This window comes from Vibrio marinisediminis (genome assembly GCF_014050145.1).
GTDB classification, from domain to species: Bacteria; Pseudomonadota; Gammaproteobacteria; order Enterobacterales; family Vibrionaceae; genus Vibrio; species Vibrio marinisediminis.
The window spans coordinates 1-20802 of sequence record NZ_JACFYF010000002.1; the positions used below are offsets into that span (position 1 = coordinate 1).

Below are 20802 nucleotides of genomic sequence, written 5' to 3' on the forward strand. Positions count from 1 at the left end.
ATCGAATAACTGACTACGCCACCTTCCGGATCGACAGCATTGACACTGCCTATCACATATTCATCCGGCGAGTTTTCGTCATAACAGAATATGTACTCATCGCCATATTCCGGAGGGTCAAAGACTGGCGGTTCATTAAGATCTTGCTCGTGTAATTTGACTGTAATGGGTGTGTTGTTGACACCATCAGAAGCAATCACGGTAATTTGATGCTGATTGCCTAAGGTTTCAAAATCATTGGTAAAGGCTTCTACGCCCGCTTCCGTCAATGAGATATTACCGTTGGCGTCAATCTCAAACAGTCCATCAAGTGGGTCGTTCGCTCCATATTGAATCGAATAACTGACTACGCCACCTTCCGGATCGACAGCATTGACACTGCCTATCACATATTCATCAGGCGAGTTTTCGTCATAGCAGAATATGTACTCATCGCCATCTTCCGGTGGGTCAAAGACCGGCGGTTCATTAACGTCGGTTTCATTTAGTGTGACAACTATCGGCGTATCATTGACGCCATCTGACGCAACCACGGTAATTTGATGGCTATTCGGATCGGACTCAAAATCATTGGTGAATGCTTCGACACCCTCAGGAGTTAAACTGATCTCTCCCTCATCATTGATTTCAAACAACCCGTCTAACGGATCATTTTCGCCGTATTCAATGGAATACGAGACAGGGAGACCTTCAGGATCAATCGCGGTTACCTTACCAATGACATATTCATCAGCTGAATTTTCTGCATAATTAAAGGTGAAATTATCGGCTAAAGGCGGATCATTAGGCGGCTCTGATGTGATCTGATTCAGTGTATTAAGCAAATCCAGCAACGATAAGCTTTGAGTTTCTGACAACCCCACAGAATCACTGCCATCGGTTTCAAACAATGTGCTCGCTATTGTCTCGCTCCCATCTCTTGATATGGCACCAAAGACAGTTGGGCTTGAGCCTAAATCTTCGCCCGCTTCCGGGGCTAATTCTTCTGACGTGGTAGGGTCTTGCCCCGCTTCTAATTGCTCAACAATATTCTGCGCTTGTGTATCAGCACTAATTGCAGTCGGTTGACCATTGTTATCAATGACGTCCACTTGCAAAGAATCTGTCTGGCTACCTGGTGAGATAACCACTTCTCCAGGTGCCGCGTTTTCACCTGGCTGCAACAACCGCGCTTGCCCCAAACCGTTGATGACAACAACACCATCGGCTAAAAGTAGTGGCGCTAAAGATACAAGATTCATAAGCCGATCCCCCCACTAACAATGGATATCGGACTGATACCACGTTTATCACAGCTTCCTTTAAAGCTAGCGTTTCAGGGGGCTCACGACCACTTGATAACATAAAAGTACCATCGAAAAACGCCAAGTCGCTTAATTAACAAGAGATTTTTTACTCGCAAATTTCTACTTTTGTACCAAGCTAAACTAATCTCTTAAATAATAAATAAATTCTAAATGCATGATCGAATAATTTTAAAGCGCTGCAACGTACTTCAGATAGGGAGAGTATCGTGAAAATAAATACTGCACTACTTGTCGCCTTGTTACCTATCACTGCCAGTCAGCTACACGCTCAGACCTTAGAGCAAGCTGTCGCCCTTACCTTAAAAAACAACCCCGAAATAAAACAAGCTTACAATGAGTATCAAAGTTCTGTTAAAGAGCACGATGCGGCGGGTGGTGCGTACTTACCGAGTATCGATTTGGACGCAGGTATTGGTTATGAAGGCATTGACCCTGCCAGTTCAACTGGACGAGATGACACAGATCTTACCCGTAAGGAAGCAACCTTAAGCCTGACGCAGCTATTATGGGACGGCAATGCCACAATTAATGACATTAGCCGAACAGGTGCTGACGCGGAATCAATCAGGTTACAACTTCTTTCTGATGCTTCCGACATGGCATTGAAGGTAACCCAAGTGTACTTGGATGCTGTCAAAGCCAATGAAGTACTCGCGCTGTCTGAAAGCAATTTAGCGGTACACAAAGAGATTTATCGTGACATCAAGAAGAGAGCCGATTCTGGTATTGGGTCAACCGCCGATGTTACCCAAGTTGAAGCTCGTATCGCTAAAGCACATGGTAATTTACTGGCGGCACAGAACAACTTAATCGATACACATACCCAGTTTCATCGTTTAGTTGGGCAGCAACCTTTAGGGCTGATCTACCCACGAGCCGATGAATCAAAGCTACCATTGTCATTGACTGAAGCGATTGATGAAGCTTATATAAACCATCCGGTCATCAAGGTAGCGAAAGTGGATGTCGACGCCGCCCGATATCAATATAAGCAATCTAAAGGGAACTACTACCCAACCATTTCGATAGAAGCTAGCCAATCGTGGCGCGATGATGCCGGTGGTGATGAAGGGCGCAGTGAGGAAACACTGGCAATGCTTAGACTTAGATACAACCTATACAATGGTGGCAGCGATAGCGATTTGTCAGAGCGAGCGGCCTACCAGCTCAATAAATCAAAAGATCTTCGTGACAACACCTATCGCCAAGTAGAAGAGAGCCTTCGCCTGTCTTGGAGTGCGCTTGACCTCACTTTGCAACAAAAGAACTTTCTTGCTGACCATGTAGACTCAGCCTCAGAAACTGTGATTGCCTATAAAAAACAATATCGCATCGGCAAGCGTACCTTGTTGGACCTACTCAACACCGAAAATGAACTCTTCCAAGCACGCAAAGATTACCTTGATGCGCACTACTCAGAGCAATATGCCAAGTATCGCGTGATGAATGCGACAGGGAATTTATTGGATGCATTATTGGTAGAGATTCCTTCAGAGTGGACTAGACAGGTGGAGTACTAATTATGAAAAAGCACACCCTACTCCCACTTTTACTCGGTATTTTTGTTGCTAATTATTCAGTAGCGGAAGGTGAAAGTGACGAATACGAATACATGGTAACACCAGAATCAACACAAATTGCTGACTTAGTTGACGACGATCGCGATGGCGTGGTTAACGCCCGAGATCTTTGCGTTGGCACAGCTGAAGGTTCATTGATTGACAACGATGGTTGTGGCTTTGTCATCGAAACCGAAGACGAACTGCAATTGCGAATCTTATTTGCCAATGACTCATCTAGAATCGAACCGTTATTTGAGAATCAGATTCGCAATATGTCTGATTTCCTCAAACGCTTTCCAGAAACATCAATTGAGGTACAAGGGTATGCCAGTAAAGTGGGTGCGCCTGAATACAATCTCGCTCTATCGAAGAAACGAGCCATTGCTGTAGAGCAGGAGCTGGTCAGCAACGGGTTATCCCCTTCTAGAGTGACCATTGTTGGTTATGGTGAAAGCAATCTTGAATCTGATGGTGATGACGAACTCTCTCATGCAAAAAATCGCAAGGTGACGGCAACCGTTGTTGGTTTTGATGAAGAGGTCGCAAAAGAATGGTCAATTTTCAGCGTGATTGAAAAGTAACAAGGAAGCAAAAAAAAACGCCTCAGCAATTGCTAAGGCGTTTTTTAATTTTGAGTTTTGGCGTGTTACTTCTTAGGTAAAGAAATATGCAGTAAGAAATAACCCAAAATTGCTGCTGTCGTCGAACCCATTAAGATCCCTAGGCGTGCATAAGTATCAAACTCTGCATTGGTTGGTCCAAATGCCAATGATGAGATAAAGATCGACATCGTAAAGCCGATACCACACAGTACAGACACCGCAAAGATATGCTTCATTGAAATGCCTTCTGGCAATTTCGCAATCCCCGCTTTTACCGCCAACCAACTGAAGCTGAAAATACCCAATGGTTTACCAACCAGAAGACCCATCGCAATACCTAGTGGCAGCATTGAGGTTAAGCCATCCATTGATACGCCTTGCAATGAAATACCAGCATTTGCAAATGCAAACAGAGGTAGAATACCAAAGGCTACGTAAGGGTGCAGTGCGTGTTCCATATGCTTCAAAGGAGACTTCTCGCCTTTTTTGCCTTTCAATGGAATCGCAAAACCAATCACAACGCCTGCTAGTGTCGCATGCACACCAGACTTCAGAACCGCTACCCACAGAATCGCACCAACGATCATATAAGGCAGTAACTTGGTCACCTTACGAGAGTTAAGTAGGAATAGCGCAGCTGTCATCGCAAAGCCAATAGCCAATGCTGTCGTCGAAAGATCGCCAGAATAGAACAGTGCGATAATCACAACAACGCCTAAGTCATCAATGATCGCTAGAGCCAGTAGGAATACTTTCAAGCTAATTGGCACTCGGCTACCTAGCAGCGCCATAATGCCTAATGCAAACGCAATATCAGTTGCCGCTGGGATAGCCCAACCTTGAATCGCAGCAGGATCATTAAAGTTAAATGCTAAATAAACCAGTGCTGGCGCTAGCATACCGCCAACCGCTGCAATTGCAGGGAATATTGCAGTCTCTCTTGATTTAAGTGCACCTTCCAGAAGTTCACGTTTAACTTCTAAACCGATCAGTAAGAAGAATACTGCCATCAAACCGTCATTAATCCAATGCGAGATCGACATACCGAATACATAGGTATGTAGAAATTCTTGGTAGAATTCATTTAATGGGGAATTGGCAATAGTCATTGCAATAGCAGCTGCAATGACCAACAACACGCCTCCTGCTGATTCCAGCTTGAAGAAGTCGCGAATGATATCACTCATGTGATCGTCCTTATATTTATTATGTTAACGATTAACAAAGAATAACGAGAGTGTATCGCTATCCTCCTAGTTAGAAAAATCGCTTGTTTGGAGGTTAAACCTCGGTAATTCCGAAGTAAACGACCAAATTGAACGCATATTCCTTAGCATTCTATTTTATTTATTGCCGCTGACGTGCTACAACTCCCTGGTTTTATACGGTTTTTAATTATTTAATCCGCGCACAGAATAGAAAACATAGCAAATATTCACAATTGATAAACATTGTGAATTTCTCATATTTTGAGATTTTTACTGTTGTCTTAGTAACCAACCAACTGCATAAAGCCAAAACCAGTATGGCTGCCCGTGGTTGAAATAGGACCTTCCCAATAAGGAAGTATAAATGGCAACCACATGTTTGCATTCAAAACTTGTGTTGTAAGGCTGATCTCGTACTTGGGAATGTTGATCACCCAGCTCAGTGGTACTGATTTTTGACCCGGTAATAGTGTTGACTGCAATGGAATAACTGAAATCTCATCTTCCTCTAATGAAATCACATGACCCGAGCTTGTAGAGAGTGTCGCTACGATATGTTTATGAGCATCTTGGTATCGATAACGGTGGATAGAGAGCGTCGTTTCATGGTCCAAATGGAACACAAACCAATCCCAACCTTTTTGCCCACTCGTTTGTAAACCACTTCCCCACTCTTTGCTCATCCATGCTTTGCCATCAATGGTCAAAGAATCACCACCATCAATAGACAACTCCCCAGATACATCAATAAAAGGAGCGGTTAAGTGATGAGAAGCCAACGCCGTATTTTCGTTTCTTGCAACGTAACCTTTTTCTCCTGGCAATACGAATGGACCAGAGGCAACACTGCTTAAATTTAGTTGTATCTTATCCGTAGCAACTAATAACTCCCCCGGAAATGGCGTTTGCCCTAAAGAATTCCACGACCAGTTATCAATCCAGACTTTAAAAGGCGAATTTTCAATACCCGCTTGACCAATGCCACCACGAGCTAGACGTTGTTCCTTCCACACTCGAGTGTCACTAGAAACCACAATATGAGAAACGTAGAGCTGAGAATTTTGCCAACCTAAACGATCTTGGTCATCATTTGAGATACGGAAGTAACTCCATTGGATGCCATAATGTTTACCTTGCTTGTCTTTTACGTTAGCAAAAAAATGCCACCAACCGTGTTGGTACTGCTTATGGAGCGAAAAGTCTTGAGGAATGACGACGGAAGTCTCCGAGGTGACACTCTCAAACTGCTCCGTATTCGCATTGCGCAATAAATCGATTTTCTGTCCATGATGATGGTTAACTGTCGCTTCACGCTGCGTGTAATTCTTATACAAAATTGCTGCGGCAATCAGCACAACAACAAGTGAGGCTACTGTTAATAATTTAGCTATGATCACTCGCTTCATTTACAACGCATCCCTAAGCGATTTCATTGGCGTATTTCTCACTAAGCGAAGTACTGGCATCGCACCCGCAACCACTAGTGACACGATAGCTAGCAAAATCGTATTGATATAAGCCTGTGGAATAAATTGCAGCTCCAACGTCCAACCAAAAGACTGTTTGATCACGATATCAACCACCAAATGTGCAAGAGCCAAGCCTAACGGCATAGCAACAATGATCGCAATGGCACCAAAAACAAATAACTGCAAACTACCCATTAATATGAGCTCTTTGCCGGACATGCCTAAACAGCGCAGTAACGATATATGTTTTTGACGTGCGACTTCACCCGCCACCGTAGAGAAAAAGATCCCAAATACGGCAATCACTAGAGTAATGCTGCCCAACGTATCCGCGATAGAGAAGGTTCGGTCAAACACAGACATCGCCTGTTTATGGATACTGCCATTGTCAAAAATGCGCTCGGAGCTCAATCTAAACACGGATTCCATCCTTCGCTTCAAACCGTCAGGATTGACTCCATCTTGTAGCACCGCCCCTAACGCGACACTGCCGCTTCCTGCATAGGTATAAAGCCAATTCCGATGTGACATCAATACTTGATTGTATGGGTTGCCATAATCGTAATAGACGCCAACCACTTGCCAGCCTTGCCCTGCTTTACCATGCAAGTCTATATGGTCACCGGGGCGGATACCCAATTTGAGAGCCATGGACTCACTCACCATCACCCCTTTTGAGTGGTGAAGATGATACCAGTAATTCGGTACGCCCAGTTTCACCGTTAAGGCTTCTAACTCCCCTTCCGAGGCACCAGTACTCACCACTTGTAATGAACCTTCTGGTGTTGAGGTTTCTTTTTCCCATCGCCACCAAACCGATTTCACTTCAGGCTGTTTGGTTAACCAAGAACTCAAGCGCGCTGCTGAACTGCTGTTTGGATGAATATACAAATCGGCTGCAAGACGTTGGCTGAGCCACTTGTCGGTAGTATCACGGAAGCTACCCACCATAGTCTCGATACCAATGTTCGCTGCCATCGCCAGCATAAACGCCATAGTTGCGACCCCTCGGTAACTCATACTTGCTGCAGCATCAGAGAAGAACCAGCGCACTTTCACCCAACGCATTGAGTAACTAAAACTGGTAAATAGACGCCAAAGCAAAAATGGCGTAAACAGAGCCACACTTAATAGCATCAAAGCAATAATCGCAAAACCAGACTCTTGAGATTGAGGCGCTTGATAAATGGCGACCGCAGCAACAGCCAGCGCACAGGCCAGCAAGGCTTGAACGGCAAATTCAGTACCAGTGAAACGCAATAATGATAGACGTGTCGTCAAACGTATTGGCTGAGAACGAAGTAGACGGACTAACGGCCATGTACACGAAGCAAAAGCCCCGATTAATGCCATTGCCAAGCTATAAGCACTCGACTTGAAGCTCCAATGAATCGCTAAGCCCACATTGGCGTTATATAAATCGTCAAGACTGGCTGAAACACTTGGGATTAATTGATTGGCAAGCAACATGCCAAACACGTTCCCACATAGCCAACTGACAAAAACCAGTACCACTAACTCCATCAACAAAGCTTGAGTGAGTTGCCAACCCGACACACCCGTTTGGCGTAATATCCCAACCAAAGGCTGACGCTGCGTTAACGACAGTGACATTGCTTGATAAAAAATGAATAAACCAACCAGAAACGATAGCATCCCCATCGCGCTCAAGTTCATATGGAAGGCTTGAGTCAGTGATTCAAGTTCAGCTTGGGAACTGCGAACTATTGACAGTCCATGAGGTAAACTTTTTTTCAGCTTATCGAGTTTTTCTTGCGACATTTCGGCGCAGGCAATAGATGTGATACCAGGCTTGCTATCTAACATGCGTACTAGAGCCATATCAGCAATAATACGAGTACCATTCAGTCGGTTGTCTCTCTCTACAAGAATAGGTCCAAGGTCACTCCCATCAGCCAACCGAATTGAATCACCATCTTGCCACCGCATAAAGCTGGCAAGATCTTGGCTGACCAAAACCGGATACGGTGGTTTCATTAACACAAGTGAATTCAATTTCGATTGAGAGATATCATCTTCTAGCTGCAACATTGCAACGGGGTCGATACCAATCAACGTTAAATCAAGATTCTTTGCAGTATTGATATTGATACTGGTGAAAGGCGCACATTGATTAAAACCATCGCGTCGCAACTGGACATAATAGCCCTGCGGAATATGATTAACAGCGTGTTTAGGGCGAATGCGGTAAGGTACGGGATTAGAAAACAGCTTCTCTCCATGCTGATAGCTTTCGCGAGCATGTTCATTGATTGCTGTCACACCAACCAGTAGAGAGACACCGAGAGTTAAGCCAAGCCAGACAAGAAGGATTTGAAAAGGGTAACGTCTGTAATGGCCAAGTAATGCTTTAACTACGGGCCATAACATGCAATTGCCCTCCTTGTAGGCGCACGCGACCTTCCATATGTTGAGCAACTTGATCACTGTGCGTCACCAACAACAAGGTACATTCAAGTTGGCGCGTCAAAGAGGTTAATAAACGCATCACCGCTTCGGCATTACGTTCATCCAAACTACCCGTCGGCTCATCTGCCAATAGTAATTTAGGCTCCATGTACAACGCACGAGCGATAGCCGCGCGTTGCTGCTGACCACCAGACACTTCTTCCGGATAGCGACCAAGCAGGGGCATAAGATCAAGCGCTGACAAAATTTGACGCCATAATCCCTGATCATCAGGTAGCCCTTTAAGCTGGCGACAAAAACGAATGTTGTCTGCGATATTAAGCGTCGGAAGTAAATTAAATTGCTGGAAGATAAGGCCAATATTATTACGGCGGTAGGCTGTACGATTGCTTTCACTTTCTGTATGCATCATAAAGTGAGGGAATTCGATATGACCAGAATCAACCGTATCCAAACCCGCAATCAAATTGAGTAACGTACTCTTACCAGAGCCACTCTCACCCATTAACGCGATTTGTTTACCTTGCTCTAGTACTAACTCAGCACCTTGTAAAACTGGGTGAAATTCACCGCCATCAACATAGCCTTTACATAGGTCTGTTAGTTGTAACATCGAACACTCGCCGTAAAAAAATTTAGTGTGTGAATCTACACTAATTAGCGCCTAGTAGGAAGCACTTTGGACTGCGGATCACATCAGCACAATTTGTTTGCACATTTACAACGCTATCCTTTAATTTTCAATCAGATTTTTCAGCCATTTCTTGCTTTTAACCCGATAAATTGACCCACCCCATTTCACTAATTCTTCGGTCAAAAACAGCACATAAATTGACTCTGGCGGCCAATCCCAATATATCGCTGCAACGGCACATAAAGGAATGCTAATTAACCACTGAGCCACGATATCTTGATATAAACAGAACTTCACATCGCCACCAGCACGCAATACACCAACAATCGCCATCATCGGAATACAGCGTAGCACGACACCAAGGCTCAGTATCACAATAAACTTATCCGTTAATGCTCTTGTCTCTGCGCTGAGCGCACTAAACGAATCCAGCACTAAATCGCGAGATACAAACAGCGCGACTGCCACAACCAAAGCCACCAAGACGCTCAAAAACAGCGTACCCACCGCTTGATAGAAAGCTTCGTCGTATTTCTTAGCACCTATTTGATTACCGATAAGTACCGCTGAGGCATTTGCCATACCAATCAGCATCGCCAATGATATCGACTCTACCGGCGTCATCACCGATAGTGCCGCTAGCCCCTGAACCCCAGATTGCCCCATGATGGCATGATAAACAAACAGCCCCCCTGCCCAAGCCAGAAAATTCAACGTTGTCGGCATAGACAGTTTTAGAAAACGGCTCACTTTATCAATTTTAAGTGTGGTGCGAATGTCACTGATAGAAAAAGCCAGCAAATGCTTTTTGAAGTGTAAGTAACCATAAAGCGTGGTGACTTCAATTATGCCACTGATCACGGTGGCGATAGCGGCACCTTTGATCCCCATAGCAGGAAAACCAAACTGACCAAAGATTAGTACCCAGTTAAGAAATACATTGGACAGAATGCCAATACCACTAAAAAACGTACTCAGCCCAGGTTGATGTACCGCGCGCAAACCAACCGCCATACTCGCGATACACGCTATGACTAACATCGTCACAGAAGTTATAATGAGGTATTCACTGCCCAGTTGGATAACCAACGCTGAATCTGTCGTTAACCCCATGATTTCACGAGGCAAAAAGACAAACAACAAAACACTCAACAGGGCAAACATCGTCGCAATAAACCACGTTAATGCGGTACTTTCTCTCACCCCTTGTCTGTCTGCAGCGCCCCAATACTGCGCGGTGAGCATTGCTCCGCCCGTCGTCACGCCTACCAGCATAATGGTGGTTACGAATGTCGCTCTGGCGGCTACCCCAATCGCCGCAATTTCAGCTTCTCCCAACTGACCTAACATCAGTACATCAACCAGGCTTCGGCTGGAAAACATGATACTTTGTAGTGTAATTGGCAAAGCAATCGCGATAAGGCGACGAACAAAATCGCCTCGAGTATGGGTGAGCACCTGAGAAAGAAACATCGAAAACAACCTCGATTATTTTACATGGTCATATTGCCAACTGGGTTGTGCATTATATACTCAATTAAAAACAATCACATAGATAAGACTAGGTGAATAATGAAGAATGTACTTGTGCTTGGTGCTTCTGGGTATATTGGCTCGCAATTGCTAATGCAACTATGCAATAAAGGTTACAACGTCACCGCGACCGCACGGCAACTCGACTATTTAGAAGCGCGGACAGTTCCCCATTCTCATCTCACGTTAACCTATCTTGATCTCGCCGATCGCGATGCCACCTTAGCACTGGTTCCACAGTTTGATATTGTCTATTTTCTGGTGCATGGCATGGCGCAAGGGCATGATTTTGTTGAGTATGAAGTATCACTTGCTGAGAACTTTAAAGCGGCTTTGCAGCAAAGCAAAGTGGAGCAAGTCATCTACCTCAGCGCTCTACAACCACAAACTGGCAACTCAGAACATCTACAAGCTCGTAAGATGACGGGAGAGATATTGCGCCAAAGCGGTATTCCCATTACAGAGTTGAGAGCAGGTGTCATTATTGGCCCAGGCTCTGCTGCCTTCGAGATCATGCGAGATTTTGTTTATAACTTACCCGTTTTAATTACCCCTAAATGGGTTGAATCGAAAGCTAACCCTATCGCTCTCGACAATCTCAATCATTACCTGTTGCAACTCGCTCTTCATCCCACTGGCGAAAACAAACTTTACGAGGCTGGTGGTCCCGATGTGCTTTCCTATCGAGACCAATTTAAGCTTATCTGCCATGCCAGCAAACAGCCTTATCGTTTATACGCAACCTCTCTGCTAACCCCTAAGATGGCCTCTTATTGGCTTGGTATGGTGACATCCGTTCCTTCGACTATTGGCGCAGCCCTACTTGCTGGGCTCGAGCATGATTTTGTTGCGGATTCGACCGAGATAGAGCGACGCTTCCCGCAGCCACTCATCAGCTTTGCCGATATGGTCACCACCAGTATCGAAAAGGAAGGCACTTTTGTTTTAAGCAATGTCTGGGGATTCGATCCCGCAGCGTTGAAGCGCTGGCAAGCTGGCTATGGTTATTACCCCAAACAAACAGGCGCCAGTATACAAAGTGACTTAAGCGCGGAACAATTGTGGCAAGTTGTGAAAACAATTGGTAATCAAAATGATCCCTACTTCTTTGCTAACGTGCTTTGGCGCACTCGTGAATGGTTAGACATTTTCTTTGGTGGTAACAAACCGATTCGCCGCTCACCGGAAGGACCTGAACTTAAAATTGGCGACCATATTGATTCATGGAAAGTGATTCGCTGTGAGAAAAATCATTTCCTTTCACTTCTATTTGGAATGAAAGGTCCTGGTCTTGGCCGCTTAGAATTCACTATTAACGACCTTGGCGATAAGCGGGAGCTTAACATTACCGCTTGGTGGCATCCGCAAGGTTTCCGCGGTTTACTCTACTGGTTTGCAATGATGCCGGCTCATCTTTTTATATTTAAAGGAATGGTTAAAGCGATTGTGCGAAAAGCAAAAGAGCTTCCCTAAGGAAGCTCTTTAAATAGACTCAAATCACGCAAAATGGCTTGGTCGAATTATTTATTTACAACAAAACTCTTTGGTATTTCCGCTAATTGCATACCTAAATTGTTAGGGTACAGAATATATTCGCCATGATATTTCACGTTCGATTTGTAATCCGTCACCTTATGCAGCATAAAACCAGCATTTGCTGCCATTTCAATAAATTGTGCATGATTACCACGAACAAACCAGCGCATTGGTTTGACCATCAGTTCGCCGTCAAAACAGCTATCACACTGCTCTGTACACAAAGCAAATGAGTTTTGTCCTTCAATAAAGATTTGCACTTTTCCTACACCTACTAAAGGTTCAGAAGTCGATACTTCCCAATCATTCTGTTCCATGAAATCAAGAAACTCATTGATTTGGCTATCTTTAATCTCTTTTGGTTCTTCATTCGCCGGGAAAAACTCGGCATAAAATGCTGAAATACGTTCGAAGGTAGACATAAGATTTGAGGCATTCCCTTTGGTACGCCCCTCTTTTTGCCAGCGTGTTAAATCCGCGACTACGCAGCGATCAAACCGTTGGGATTTCAATGCCTTGGTTACCCATCGAATCAGGAAGTTATTATTTGAAACTGGCGCGTTGACCAATTTTTTTGCCTGATGCTCCGCATGGATCTCTTCCAACGCCGCATTTACCAACTTTTGAATTTCAACTGTATATTCAGCCATTAAGCCTTTCTTCCGTATAACCAATAAAACGCGGCAGACAAAACCGAGCATGCCGACATAACTAAAATCATCGGCCAAGCAACACCATTTGGCAATGCCGCAACGATTGCACCGATGATCGAACCCATACCAAAACGTAGCGTACCCGCTAATGACGATGCGGTACCAGCCATGGTTGGATAACCACTTAACAATAATGCCATCGCGTTGCTACCGATGGTGGATAATGTGCCAATGTACATCACCACAAAAAATACAATGCCCCACAAGCCAAAGTCGAATGCCCACGCAATGAAAAGACCCACACCCGCTGCCAATTGCACCCACAAGCCAAAGCGTAACATTGCGTGTGAGCCTACTTTTCTCACCAAGCGACCATTGATACTTGTCATCACGATCATTGCGATAATATTCAAGCCAAACAAATAGCCAAAATGGTCAGGTCTCACACCATATATATCAATGTAAACGAATGAGCCAGCGGTTAAAAAAGCGAACATACCAGCAAATGAGAAGGCGCCAGAAAACACCAACCCCATACCAACTGGGTTGCGGCACAGGCGAACATAATTTCTCAATGTAGTCGCAAGGCGCAGCGGTTGCCGTTTATCAACTGACAGTGTCTCTGGGATTTTCCAAAACACGAGTAAGATGACGATGATAGCAAAGATCGCCAATACCCAGAAAATTGAACGCCAGCCAAACCAAATCGCAAGATACCCGCCAATCATCGGTGCGATAAGTGGCGCAACGGTGATCACTAAGGTCACAAATGACATTGCTCGGGCAAAATCTTCTCGGTCAAACATGTCGCGCACAACGGCTTGTATAACCACAGCGGCTGCGGCTCCAGCAAAACCTTGCGCAGTACGCACCCATGTCAGCGCATCAATACCATTGGTTGTTGCACTAACAACCGAAGCTAGAGCAAAAAACAGTACGCCAAGTAGCAACACTGGGCGACGACCAAAACTGTCCGCTAATGGTCCATGAATCAATTGGCCAAGCGCAAAACCCGCCGTGTACGCCGTTAAGGTAATCTGTACCTCGCCTGCCCCTACTCCCAAATCTCTGGCAATAGTTGGCATGGCTGGTAGATACATATCAATAGCTAAAGGTGTTAGCGCACCTATCGCACCCAAGACAAGGAATAGCAGAAAACTGATTTGTGGGGCGTCGGCTTGCTGTGTTGCAGTATTAGACATACGTCTCCTAGATTGTTGCAATTGTGTCGCAGCACTCCTTGCTGCAACCAAGCAAATTTGAGACAAAACCTATCCGATAGGTATTAGGTCTATCCTCGACGAAAATCACAAAAAACACTAGTTCCCCGTAGGAAGTAAATAATTTCCTATTTGAACTATTCTTTCTTACTAGGAAGCGCCGAATGCAAACAACGATCGCGATGCGTCAAGTCCAATTACCACACTGAATCAATTTCTTCTTGAGTTAAATAGCGGCATTCACCTGGCTCAAGAGTGTCATCAAGTACAATGTTACCAATACGCTCACGATGCAGTTCGTCAACCTTATTTCCAAGGGCGGCAAACATACGCTTCACTTGATGGTATTTACCTTCAGTGATCGTAAGTAATACTTCATTGTTTGAAGCATCAACAACTTCTAGTTTCGCTGGCGCAGTAAGTTCTCTTTCGTTGCGTAACTCAATACCTTGAGCCAGTTTCTCTGCGTAATCATCACCAATCGCATCCGCTAACAATACACGGTACGTCTTTTCACACTTATGCTTTGGCGAAGTAATGCGGTGTGACCATTTGCCATCATCTGTAATCAACACCAAACCTGTGGTATCCACATCCAGACGACCAGCAAAATGCAGATCTTCCTTTTTAACTTCATCAATTAAAGCAAGAGCGGTTTGGTTAAAACCATCTTCATGTGAACAAACAAAACCATCTGGCTTGAATAACATAATGTAGCGTGGACCGCGCATTTCTAGCTTGCGATCTTGCCACTCAACCACGCTCTCACTGGTGACTTTAACGGAAGCCACTTTACAAATAGCGCCATCAACCGTTACTTCAGCACGCTTAATAAGTATCGTTGCTTCTCTGCGCGTAACGCCTAATGCGTCACACAAAAATTTGTCTAAACGTGCTTTTTCTTGCTGCACTTTATTTTGAGCCATAGATACCTCATCTCTGTTAGCTGCGCTATTATAGTGCGCCTAAAACAAATAGTTGAGCTATTTCACAGAATTTATGTATACCCTGCGCCCCTATCAAGCTGATTCCGTCAAAGCGGTCATCCATTACTTTCGTAAACACACCACACCTGCGGTTATCGTACTGCCAACAGGAGCCGGAAAAAGCTTGGTGATTGCAGACCTTGCTCGCCTAGCAAAAGGTCGTGTTTTAGTGCTTGCCCACGTGAAAGAGTTGGTTGAACAAAACCATGCAAAATATGAAGGCTATGGTTTGACTGGCGCGGTTTTCTCAGCGGGTCTTGGGCGCAAAGAAACCAATCAGCAAGTCGTTTTTGCCTCCGTTCAATCTGTGGTGCGAAACCTTGAAGCATTCAAAGACCAGTTCTCTTTATTGGTGATTGATGAATGTCACCGCGTTCCAGAAGACAAGGACTCAAGCTATCAAAAAGTCATCTCACACCTGAGAGAGCTTAATCCCGGTATCAAAGTTCTGGGATTAACCGCTACGCCGTATCGGCTAGGTATTGGGTGGATATATCAATATCACACCCGTGGGCAAGTCCGTGCTGAAGAACCTCGCTTCTTCCGAGATTGTATATTTGAATTGCCAATTCGCTACTTACTTGATGAGGGATTTTTAACCCCAGCGAAAATGATGGATGCCCCTGTATTAAGTTATGACTTCTCACAACTGAAACCCGCCAGCACAGGGCGTTATAAAGAAGCCGAAATGGATATGGTCATCGACCAAGCGAAACGGGCAACCCCGCAAATCGTTGAACAGATCATTCAAATGGCGCGAAACAAATTAGGCATTATGATCTTTGCCGCTACCGTACGCCATGCGCAAGAAATATTTGGTTTACTGCCAGAAGGACAAGCAGCAATTGTCATTGGTGATACACCGACGCCAGAACGCGATACCATTATTGAGAAGTTTAAGCAGCAACAGATTAAGTACTTGGTCAACGTCTCCGTTTTAACTACCGGCTTTGATGCCCCGCACGTTGATCTGATTGCCATTTTACGACCAACCGAATCGGTGAGCTTATATCAACAAATCGTTGGTCGCGGGCTTCGGCTATCTCCGGGGAAAAGCGAATGTTTAGTGCTTGATTATGCCGGGAACAGCTACGACCTATACCAACCCGAAGTCGGTAACCCAAAACCGGACTCGGACAGCGAAATCATCACAATTCCCTGTCCTGCTTGTGGGTTCAACAACAACTTCTGGGGAAAGCTAGACGCAAATGGCTTCTTAATCGAACATTTTGGGCGCCGTTGCCAAGGGTACTTCGAAGATGACGAAACCGGCGAACGTGAACACTGCGGCTACCGCTTTCGAGCCAAATATTGCGGGGAATGTGGCGCTGACAATGACATTGCAGCGCGCATTTGCCATGAATGTGACGCCACTTTAGTGGACCCTGACAAAAAACTTAAAGAAGCACTAAATTTAAAAGATGCACTCGTTTTTGAATGTTTAGAAATGGAACTGAGCACCTTTAAAGATGAAAAAGGTAAAAACCAACTCAAAGTCACTTATCGGGGGGAGAATCAAGCCGCCGTACATGAGTTTTGGTCATTAACCACCACAAAGCAAAAACAACGTTTTCTTGCCCAATTTGTACGCCCTCACTTGGCCGATAAGCATCGACCTTTTGAAGCTACCTCTCCAACTAAAGTGGTGGCGAATCAACATCGATTCCGCCCGCCACAATTTGTAATAGCAAGAAAAGTTGGTCGTTTTTGGAAAATGCGCGATCGCATTTTTGAAGATGAACTTAAACTCAAAGTTTAGCTAATTCACTTTGCGTTCATGTTGAAATACATATACTCAATAGTGCCGATAATAAATCGGGTTAAGACAAAGCGGTATATAACAACAATAACAAGCCATACCGAGCTAAAAAGAATGACCATCATTGAATCTCGCCAACAAAACCAAGGTGAGCATCAAGGGCATAGACTGTATGAGTAAAGGTAACTCGATGTTAAAAAAACTGATCCTCAGCATTGTAACGTTAGCGGGATGCACCATTCTCGCCTTTCCAAGTTACGCATACCAACATGACAATGGTCATGATTTAGTCCGTGATGTAGAAAAACCCGGTACAAAGATTGAATTTGAAGAAGATCAAGACGAAGTCTATGAAGCGGTTCAAAAAGGCTATATACGCCCTTTTTCAGAAATGTACGCCGCCGTAGAGCGTGACCTGCACGGTAGAATTATTAAAGTTGAACTTGAAGAAGATGATGACATTTGGGTTTATGAGTTAAAAATTAACTATCACAACAACATCATCAAAGTTGAATACAACGCTCAAACCTTAGAAATGATCGAAATTCGCGGCAGAAACATCAAGAAAGCACTAAAAAATACAGAAGAATAGAATATGAAAATACTTGTAGTGGAAGATGATCCTCGCCTAGGCGAGCAAATAATCGAAACATTAGAGCAGACTGGCTGGGTGCCTGAACTTTCGCAAGACGGAATCGATGCCCTTTATCGCGCCACCTCTGAAGAATGGGATGTGATTGTACTTGATCTCGGCTTACCAAAAATTGACGGTTTAACCGTATTGAAAGGAATTCGCGATGAAAACATTAATACCCCTGTCGTTATTCTAAGTGCTCGCGACACCCTAACCCAACGTGTAGAAGGCTTGAACGCAGGGGCAGATGATTACCTAACAAAACCATTCGAAATGGTTGAGTTAACCGCACGTATTCGCGCTCAATTGCGCCGCGCATCCGGTAACGCATCACCTATCATGCAAGTTGGTAACTTGAGCCTAGATACCCGCACCTCAAAAGTGATGTGGCAAGGTGAAGCGGTAAGTTTGACTGCATTAGAATACAAAGTCGTGTCGTATTTCATGCACAATGCAGACAAAGTTATCTCACGCACTGAACTGGTCGAGCACATTTACAAGCAAGACTTTGACCGTGATTCGAATACGATTGAAGTGTTTATCGGACGAATTCGTAAGAAAATCGCACCAAATGTGATTAAAACCGTACGTGGTTTAGGGTATCAACTGAATGCCGAGTAAAAAGCTGTCACTGTTCAAACAACTCAGCTTAAAAAGCCGCCTTGTCTTGGCGGCGGTGGTTTGGCTAACCGCAATGATCATTGCGGCTGGCGTTACCGTGCCTAGCCAAGTATACAAATACATGGTCACCGACACTAAGTCGCAGCTTTCCATCTATATGGATGAAATTACCGGCAATCTTGAAGTCAACAAGGAGGGAAAGTTAACACTATCAACTCAACTCTCTGATCCTCGATTTTCGCAGCCATATAGCGGACTCTATTGGTCAGCATCGACTCCAGACAACCAAATCCGGTCTCGTTCGTTGTGGGACCGAACCATTGAGTTTGATAAGAAAAACTCCGATGCTTTTGGCGCAAAGAATGAGCCGCTTATTTATATAAAATCCTCGGTTTACTTCCCTGAATACAACAAACCCATCACCATTTTAATTGGTATTGATGAACAACCGATCGAAGATACCGTAAGTGATCTCATGGGTGAACTATGGGTCATTTTAGCCCTACTCTATATAGGTGTGTTAGCCGTTATATTCATGCAGATCGCTTGGTCTTTAAGTCCTCTCACCAAAATGCATAACGAGCTAAGCCAATTGCGCCAAGGAGATAGAACATCGCTCGGAGATGACTATCCGCGAGATATCGCTCCGGTAGTTTATGACTTAAATGCGTTGCTCTTTCACTATCAAGAGCTATTGGAACGGGCGCGTCATCATGCTGGAAATTTGTCCCACGCACTAAAGACTCCGCTATCTGTGTTAAAGAATGAAATTCAATACTTACCTGAAAGTAACCAAAAACAATTACTCGAACCGGTAAATCAAATTCAGAGTCAGATTGACTACCACCTAGGTCGCGCTCGAATGGCGGGAACGATGAATATCCTTTCGGTGAAATCATCACCAGCGGAGCGTATTGATGCCATCTCAATGGCATTCGACAAAGTGTATGCTGAACGCGAAGTTACGCTCATCAATGAAATTGAGTCAGAGCTTGAAGTCTCTGTCGAGCAAAGTGATTTGGATGAAATGGTTGGCAATCTGTTAGAAAATGGCTACAAGTGGGCAAATAGCATTATTCGTGTATACAGCGAAACAGTCGACAGCAATACCATCAGTATCATTATTGAAGACGACGGTCCCGGCATTCCTGAACAGCAATTGGAGCACGTGGTAAAACGAGGCGTCCGATTGGATGAAACCACTCCGGGAACGGGGCTTGGGCTCAATATCGTCAGTGAAATGGCGCACAGTTATCGAGGTTCCGTCGCTTTAAGCCGCAGTAGTATGGGTGGATTGAAAGCGATACTGACGTTAAAAACCAGCCACTAATCTAAAAATGCAAAAGGCTCACCCTCTCGGTTGAGCCTTTTTATTACTGAGATAAAATCATCAACTATGCTGTTCACTCAATTCCAGCCTACGCTCGTTGGCTTCTATAATCACAAAGTAAGACAACAACAGCAATGAAGAGGCAGCCAGTGCCAGACAGACATAAAACGCCGCGTAATAACTATACAGTTCACCAACCAAACCAACCGACAAACTCGCAATCAACATACTGATTTGCAGCAAGTTTGAAAACAGTGTTGATGCCGTACCCAGTCGATCTCGCATCATGTCTTGCATCGCGACCATACCTAGTGTCGCTGTAATGCCAATAAATACGCCGTTTAAGATCTGGATAAGTAACAGTTGCCAAAACTCGGTCAGATTAAGCATTGCAACAAAGAACAGACAGCCGCTGACCAAAGATAAAGCCAGTAGTTTCATCGTGCCAAACCTTGCCGCCAAACGACCCGCCTTGATCATAAATGGAATTTCACACAGCGCCGCCATGCCAAACATGTATCCGACCCAACTTGCCCCCACCTGTAGCTCTTGAGACAAGTAGAGAGGCATAGTAATCACATATAAGTTGTTTGCACTAAACATAAAAAGTAGTGCCACGCAAAATAGAACGACCGTACCCCCCACTGGTTTTACTTCAGGCTTTACCTCTAGCTGTTGCTTCGCTTTTATCACACTATTTGGCAGATAGAGAAACCCCAACAATAAGGCGATCAACGTCGCGCCACCTGCAGCCATAAATGACGCGCTAAAGCCGAACGCCCCTTTTAATGTAAATGCGATTGGAGGTCCAATAACCCAAGCAATCGCAATACCCGCTCTCATGACCGACAAGAAGGTCGTGCTGTCTTCGATATGTTCGTCCGCATATTCTCTACCTAACGCGAATAATTGACCAATTCCAGCACCACTCAAAGCACCAAAAATCATCGAAAAGCCGATCGCTAAGTAGTAGTCTCGAATAAAACTGAACGCGATCATCGTAATCAGATAACAACTCGTCGATAACAGTAAAATATTTTTCCGGTTCCACCCCTTATCCGATTTCGCTGCAATTAGCTGAGATACCGAGACGGAAGAAACAATCGAAAGGATCATATAGGCGCTCAGCATCATTGGACTCGCACCTAACGCTTCTATGATGAATAGACTTGAAAGCGGATAGAAAAATGAGCCACTAATCCCAGTAATAAACGTCATTATCAAGAATATCAGCGCTTCTTTTTTCTTGAACATAAACCTCTCCTATAAATCCTTTATTCATACCAAGTACTCGGGAGCTCTTGGAGACAACGCCCTC

Annotated in this window: 16 protein-coding genes and 1 pseudogene; 7 read left to right on the forward strand and 10 right to left on the reverse strand. The window is 44.5% G+C overall.

The annotated features are described in order from the left end of the window. Nucleotides 1-1241 (reverse strand): annotated as a pseudogene (locus H2O73_RS04290) (cadherin repeat domain-containing protein); the annotation flags it as partial. Nucleotides 1242-1513: 272 nt separating this feature from the next. Here H2O73_RS04290 and H2O73_RS04295 point away from each other — a divergent pair. Next, complete coding sequence (locus tag H2O73_RS04295) at nt 1514-2827, forward strand: TolC family outer membrane protein (protein ID WP_182106975.1); 1314 nt, start codon at nt 1514-1516, stop codon at nt 2825-2827. Between the two features lie 2 nt (nt 2828-2829). Next, nucleotides 2830-3450, forward strand: coding sequence for an OmpA family protein (locus H2O73_RS04300; RefSeq protein WP_182106977.1), 621 nt, complete (start codon nt 2830-2832; stop codon nt 3448-3450). Nucleotides 3451-3515: 65 nt separating this feature from the next. On the opposite strand, the gene nhaA is transcribed toward H2O73_RS04300, so the two are convergent. From nhaA to H2O73_RS04325, 5 genes are all read right to left on the reverse strand, one after another. Next, nucleotides 3516-4658, reverse strand: a complete 1143-nt coding sequence (nhaA, locus tag H2O73_RS04305) for a Na+/H+ antiporter NhaA (RefSeq protein WP_182106979.1) — start codon at nt 4656-4658, stop codon at nt 3516-3518. A 302-nt stretch (nt 4659-4960) separates the two neighbouring features. Further along, nucleotides 4961-6085 carry a lipocalin-like domain-containing protein gene (locus H2O73_RS04310; RefSeq protein WP_182106981.1) on the reverse strand — a complete coding sequence of 375 codons (1125 nt, stop codon included), beginning with the start codon at nt 6083-6085 and terminating at the stop codon, nt 4961-4963. Further along, a complete protein-coding gene (locus H2O73_RS04315) occupies nt 6086-8539 on the reverse strand; it encodes an ABC transporter permease (protein WP_182106983.1) in 2454 nt (817 codons plus the stop codon). Next, a complete protein-coding gene (locus H2O73_RS04320; protein WP_182106985.1) occupies nt 8520-9191 on the reverse strand; it encodes an ABC transporter ATP-binding protein in 672 nt (223 codons plus the stop codon). Before H2O73_RS04320 ends, H2O73_RS04315 begins: the two co-directional genes overlap by 20 nt. Nucleotides 9192-9311: 120 nt before the next feature. Further along, nucleotides 9312-10685 (reverse strand): MATE family efflux transporter, encoded by a 1374-nt coding sequence (locus H2O73_RS04325; RefSeq protein ID WP_182106987.1) that lies wholly within the window; start codon nt 10683-10685, stop codon nt 9312-9314. A gap of 99 nt (nt 10686-10784) precedes the next feature. Here H2O73_RS04325 and H2O73_RS04330 point away from each other — a divergent pair, with 99 nt between their 5' ends. After that, nucleotides 10785-12218: a DUF2867 domain-containing protein gene (locus tag H2O73_RS04330; RefSeq protein WP_182106989.1), complete on the forward strand. Its 1434-nt coding sequence runs from the start codon at nt 10785-10787 to the stop codon at nt 12216-12218. Between the two features lie 47 nt (nt 12219-12265). On the opposite strand, the gene H2O73_RS04335 is transcribed toward H2O73_RS04330, so the two are convergent. From H2O73_RS04335 to rsuA, 3 genes are all read right to left on the reverse strand, one after another. Next, complete coding sequence (locus H2O73_RS04335; RefSeq protein WP_182106991.1) at nt 12266-12931, reverse strand: DUF2913 family protein; 666 nt, start codon at nt 12929-12931, stop codon at nt 12266-12268. After that, nucleotides 12931-14136 carry a Bcr/CflA family multidrug efflux MFS transporter gene (locus H2O73_RS04340; protein WP_182106993.1) on the reverse strand — a complete coding sequence of 402 codons (1206 nt, stop codon included), beginning with the start codon at nt 14134-14136 and terminating at the stop codon, nt 12931-12933. The genes H2O73_RS04335 and H2O73_RS04340 overlap by 1 nt, the downstream gene beginning before the upstream one ends. Before the next feature lie 215 nt (nt 14137-14351). Continuing rightward, nucleotides 14352-15080: a 16S rRNA pseudouridine(516) synthase RsuA gene (gene rsuA, locus H2O73_RS04345; protein ID WP_182106995.1), complete on the reverse strand. Its 729-nt coding sequence runs from the start codon at nt 15078-15080 to the stop codon at nt 14352-14354. A gap of 73 nt (nt 15081-15153) precedes the next feature. Between rsuA and radD the strand changes: the two genes are divergently transcribed. From radD to H2O73_RS04365, 4 genes are all read left to right on the forward strand, one after another. Next, entirely contained in the window at nt 15154-16899 is a 1746-nt protein-coding gene (gene radD / locus H2O73_RS04350; RefSeq protein WP_182106997.1) for a DNA repair helicase RadD, read from the forward strand. Between the two features lie 190 nt (nt 16900-17089). Further along, entirely contained in the window at nt 17090-17491 is a 402-nt protein-coding gene (locus tag H2O73_RS04355) for a PepSY domain-containing protein (RefSeq protein WP_182107847.1), read from the forward strand. Nucleotides 17492-17494: 3 nt separating this feature from the next. Then, the gene (locus H2O73_RS04360; protein ID WP_182106999.1) at nt 17495-18154 is read left to right on the forward strand and encodes a response regulator transcription factor; all 660 of its coding nucleotides are present in this window, start codon (nt 17495-17497) and stop codon (nt 18152-18154) included. Next, complete coding sequence (locus H2O73_RS04365) at nt 18144-19484, forward strand: ATP-binding protein (RefSeq protein WP_182107001.1); 1341 nt, start codon at nt 18144-18146, stop codon at nt 19482-19484. Before H2O73_RS04360 ends, H2O73_RS04365 begins: the two co-directional genes overlap by 11 nt. A 60-nt stretch (nt 19485-19544) precedes the next feature. Here H2O73_RS04365 and H2O73_RS04370 read toward each other — a convergent pair whose 3' ends face one another. Then, nucleotides 19545-20738, reverse strand: coding sequence for a sugar efflux transporter (locus H2O73_RS04370; protein WP_182107003.1), 1194 nt, complete (start codon nt 20736-20738; stop codon nt 19545-19547). Between the last annotated feature and the right edge of the window lie 64 nt (nt 20739-20802).

Bases quoted from the DNA above. Each gene is read 5' to 3' on its own strand.
- nhaA (WP_182106979.1), bottom strand. From the start codon at position 4,658: ATGAGTGATATCATTCGCGACTTCTTCAAGCTGGAATCAGCAGGAGGC.
- H2O73_RS04335 (WP_182106991.1), bottom strand. From the start codon at position 12,931: ATGGCTGAATATACAGTTGAAATTCAAAAGTTGGTAAATGCGGCGTTG.
- H2O73_RS04325 (WP_182106987.1), bottom strand. From the start codon at position 10,685: ATGTTTCTTTCTCAGGTGCTCACCCATACTCGAGGCGATTTTGTTCGT.
- H2O73_RS04355 (WP_182107847.1), top strand. From the start codon at position 17,090: ATGTTAAAAAAACTGATCCTCAGCATTGTAACGTTAGCGGGATGCACC.
- H2O73_RS04315 (WP_182106983.1), bottom strand. From the start codon at position 8,539: ATGTTATGGCCCGTAGTTAAAGCATTACTTGGCCATTACAGACGTTAC.
- H2O73_RS04340 (WP_182106993.1), bottom strand. From the start codon at position 14,136: ATGTCTAATACTGCAACACAGCAAGCCGACGCCCCACAAATCAGTTTT.
- radD (WP_182106997.1), top strand. From the start codon at position 15,154: ATGTATACCCTGCGCCCCTATCAAGCTGATTCCGTCAAAGCGGTCATC.
- rsuA (WP_182106995.1), bottom strand. From the start codon at position 15,080: ATGGCTCAAAATAAAGTGCAGCAAGAAAAAGCACGTTTAGACAAATTT.
- H2O73_RS04300 (WP_182106977.1), top strand. From the start codon at position 2,830: ATGAAAAAGCACACCCTACTCCCACTTTTACTCGGTATTTTTGTTGCT.
- H2O73_RS04365 (WP_182107001.1), top strand. From the start codon at position 18,144: ATGCCGAGTAAAAAGCTGTCACTGTTCAAACAACTCAGCTTAAAAAGC.
- H2O73_RS04370 (WP_182107003.1), bottom strand. From the start codon at position 20,738: ATGTTCAAGAAAAAAGAAGCGCTGATATTCTTGATAATGACGTTTATT.
- H2O73_RS04330 (WP_182106989.1), top strand. From the start codon at position 10,785: ATGAAGAATGTACTTGTGCTTGGTGCTTCTGGGTATATTGGCTCGCAA.
- H2O73_RS04320 (WP_182106985.1), bottom strand. From the start codon at position 9,191: ATGTTACAACTAACAGACCTATGTAAAGGCTATGTTGATGGCGGTGAA.
- H2O73_RS04360 (WP_182106999.1), top strand. From the start codon at position 17,495: ATGAAAATACTTGTAGTGGAAGATGATCCTCGCCTAGGCGAGCAAATA.
- H2O73_RS04310 (WP_182106981.1), bottom strand. From the start codon at position 6,085: ATGAAGCGAGTGATCATAGCTAAATTATTAACAGTAGCCTCACTTGTT.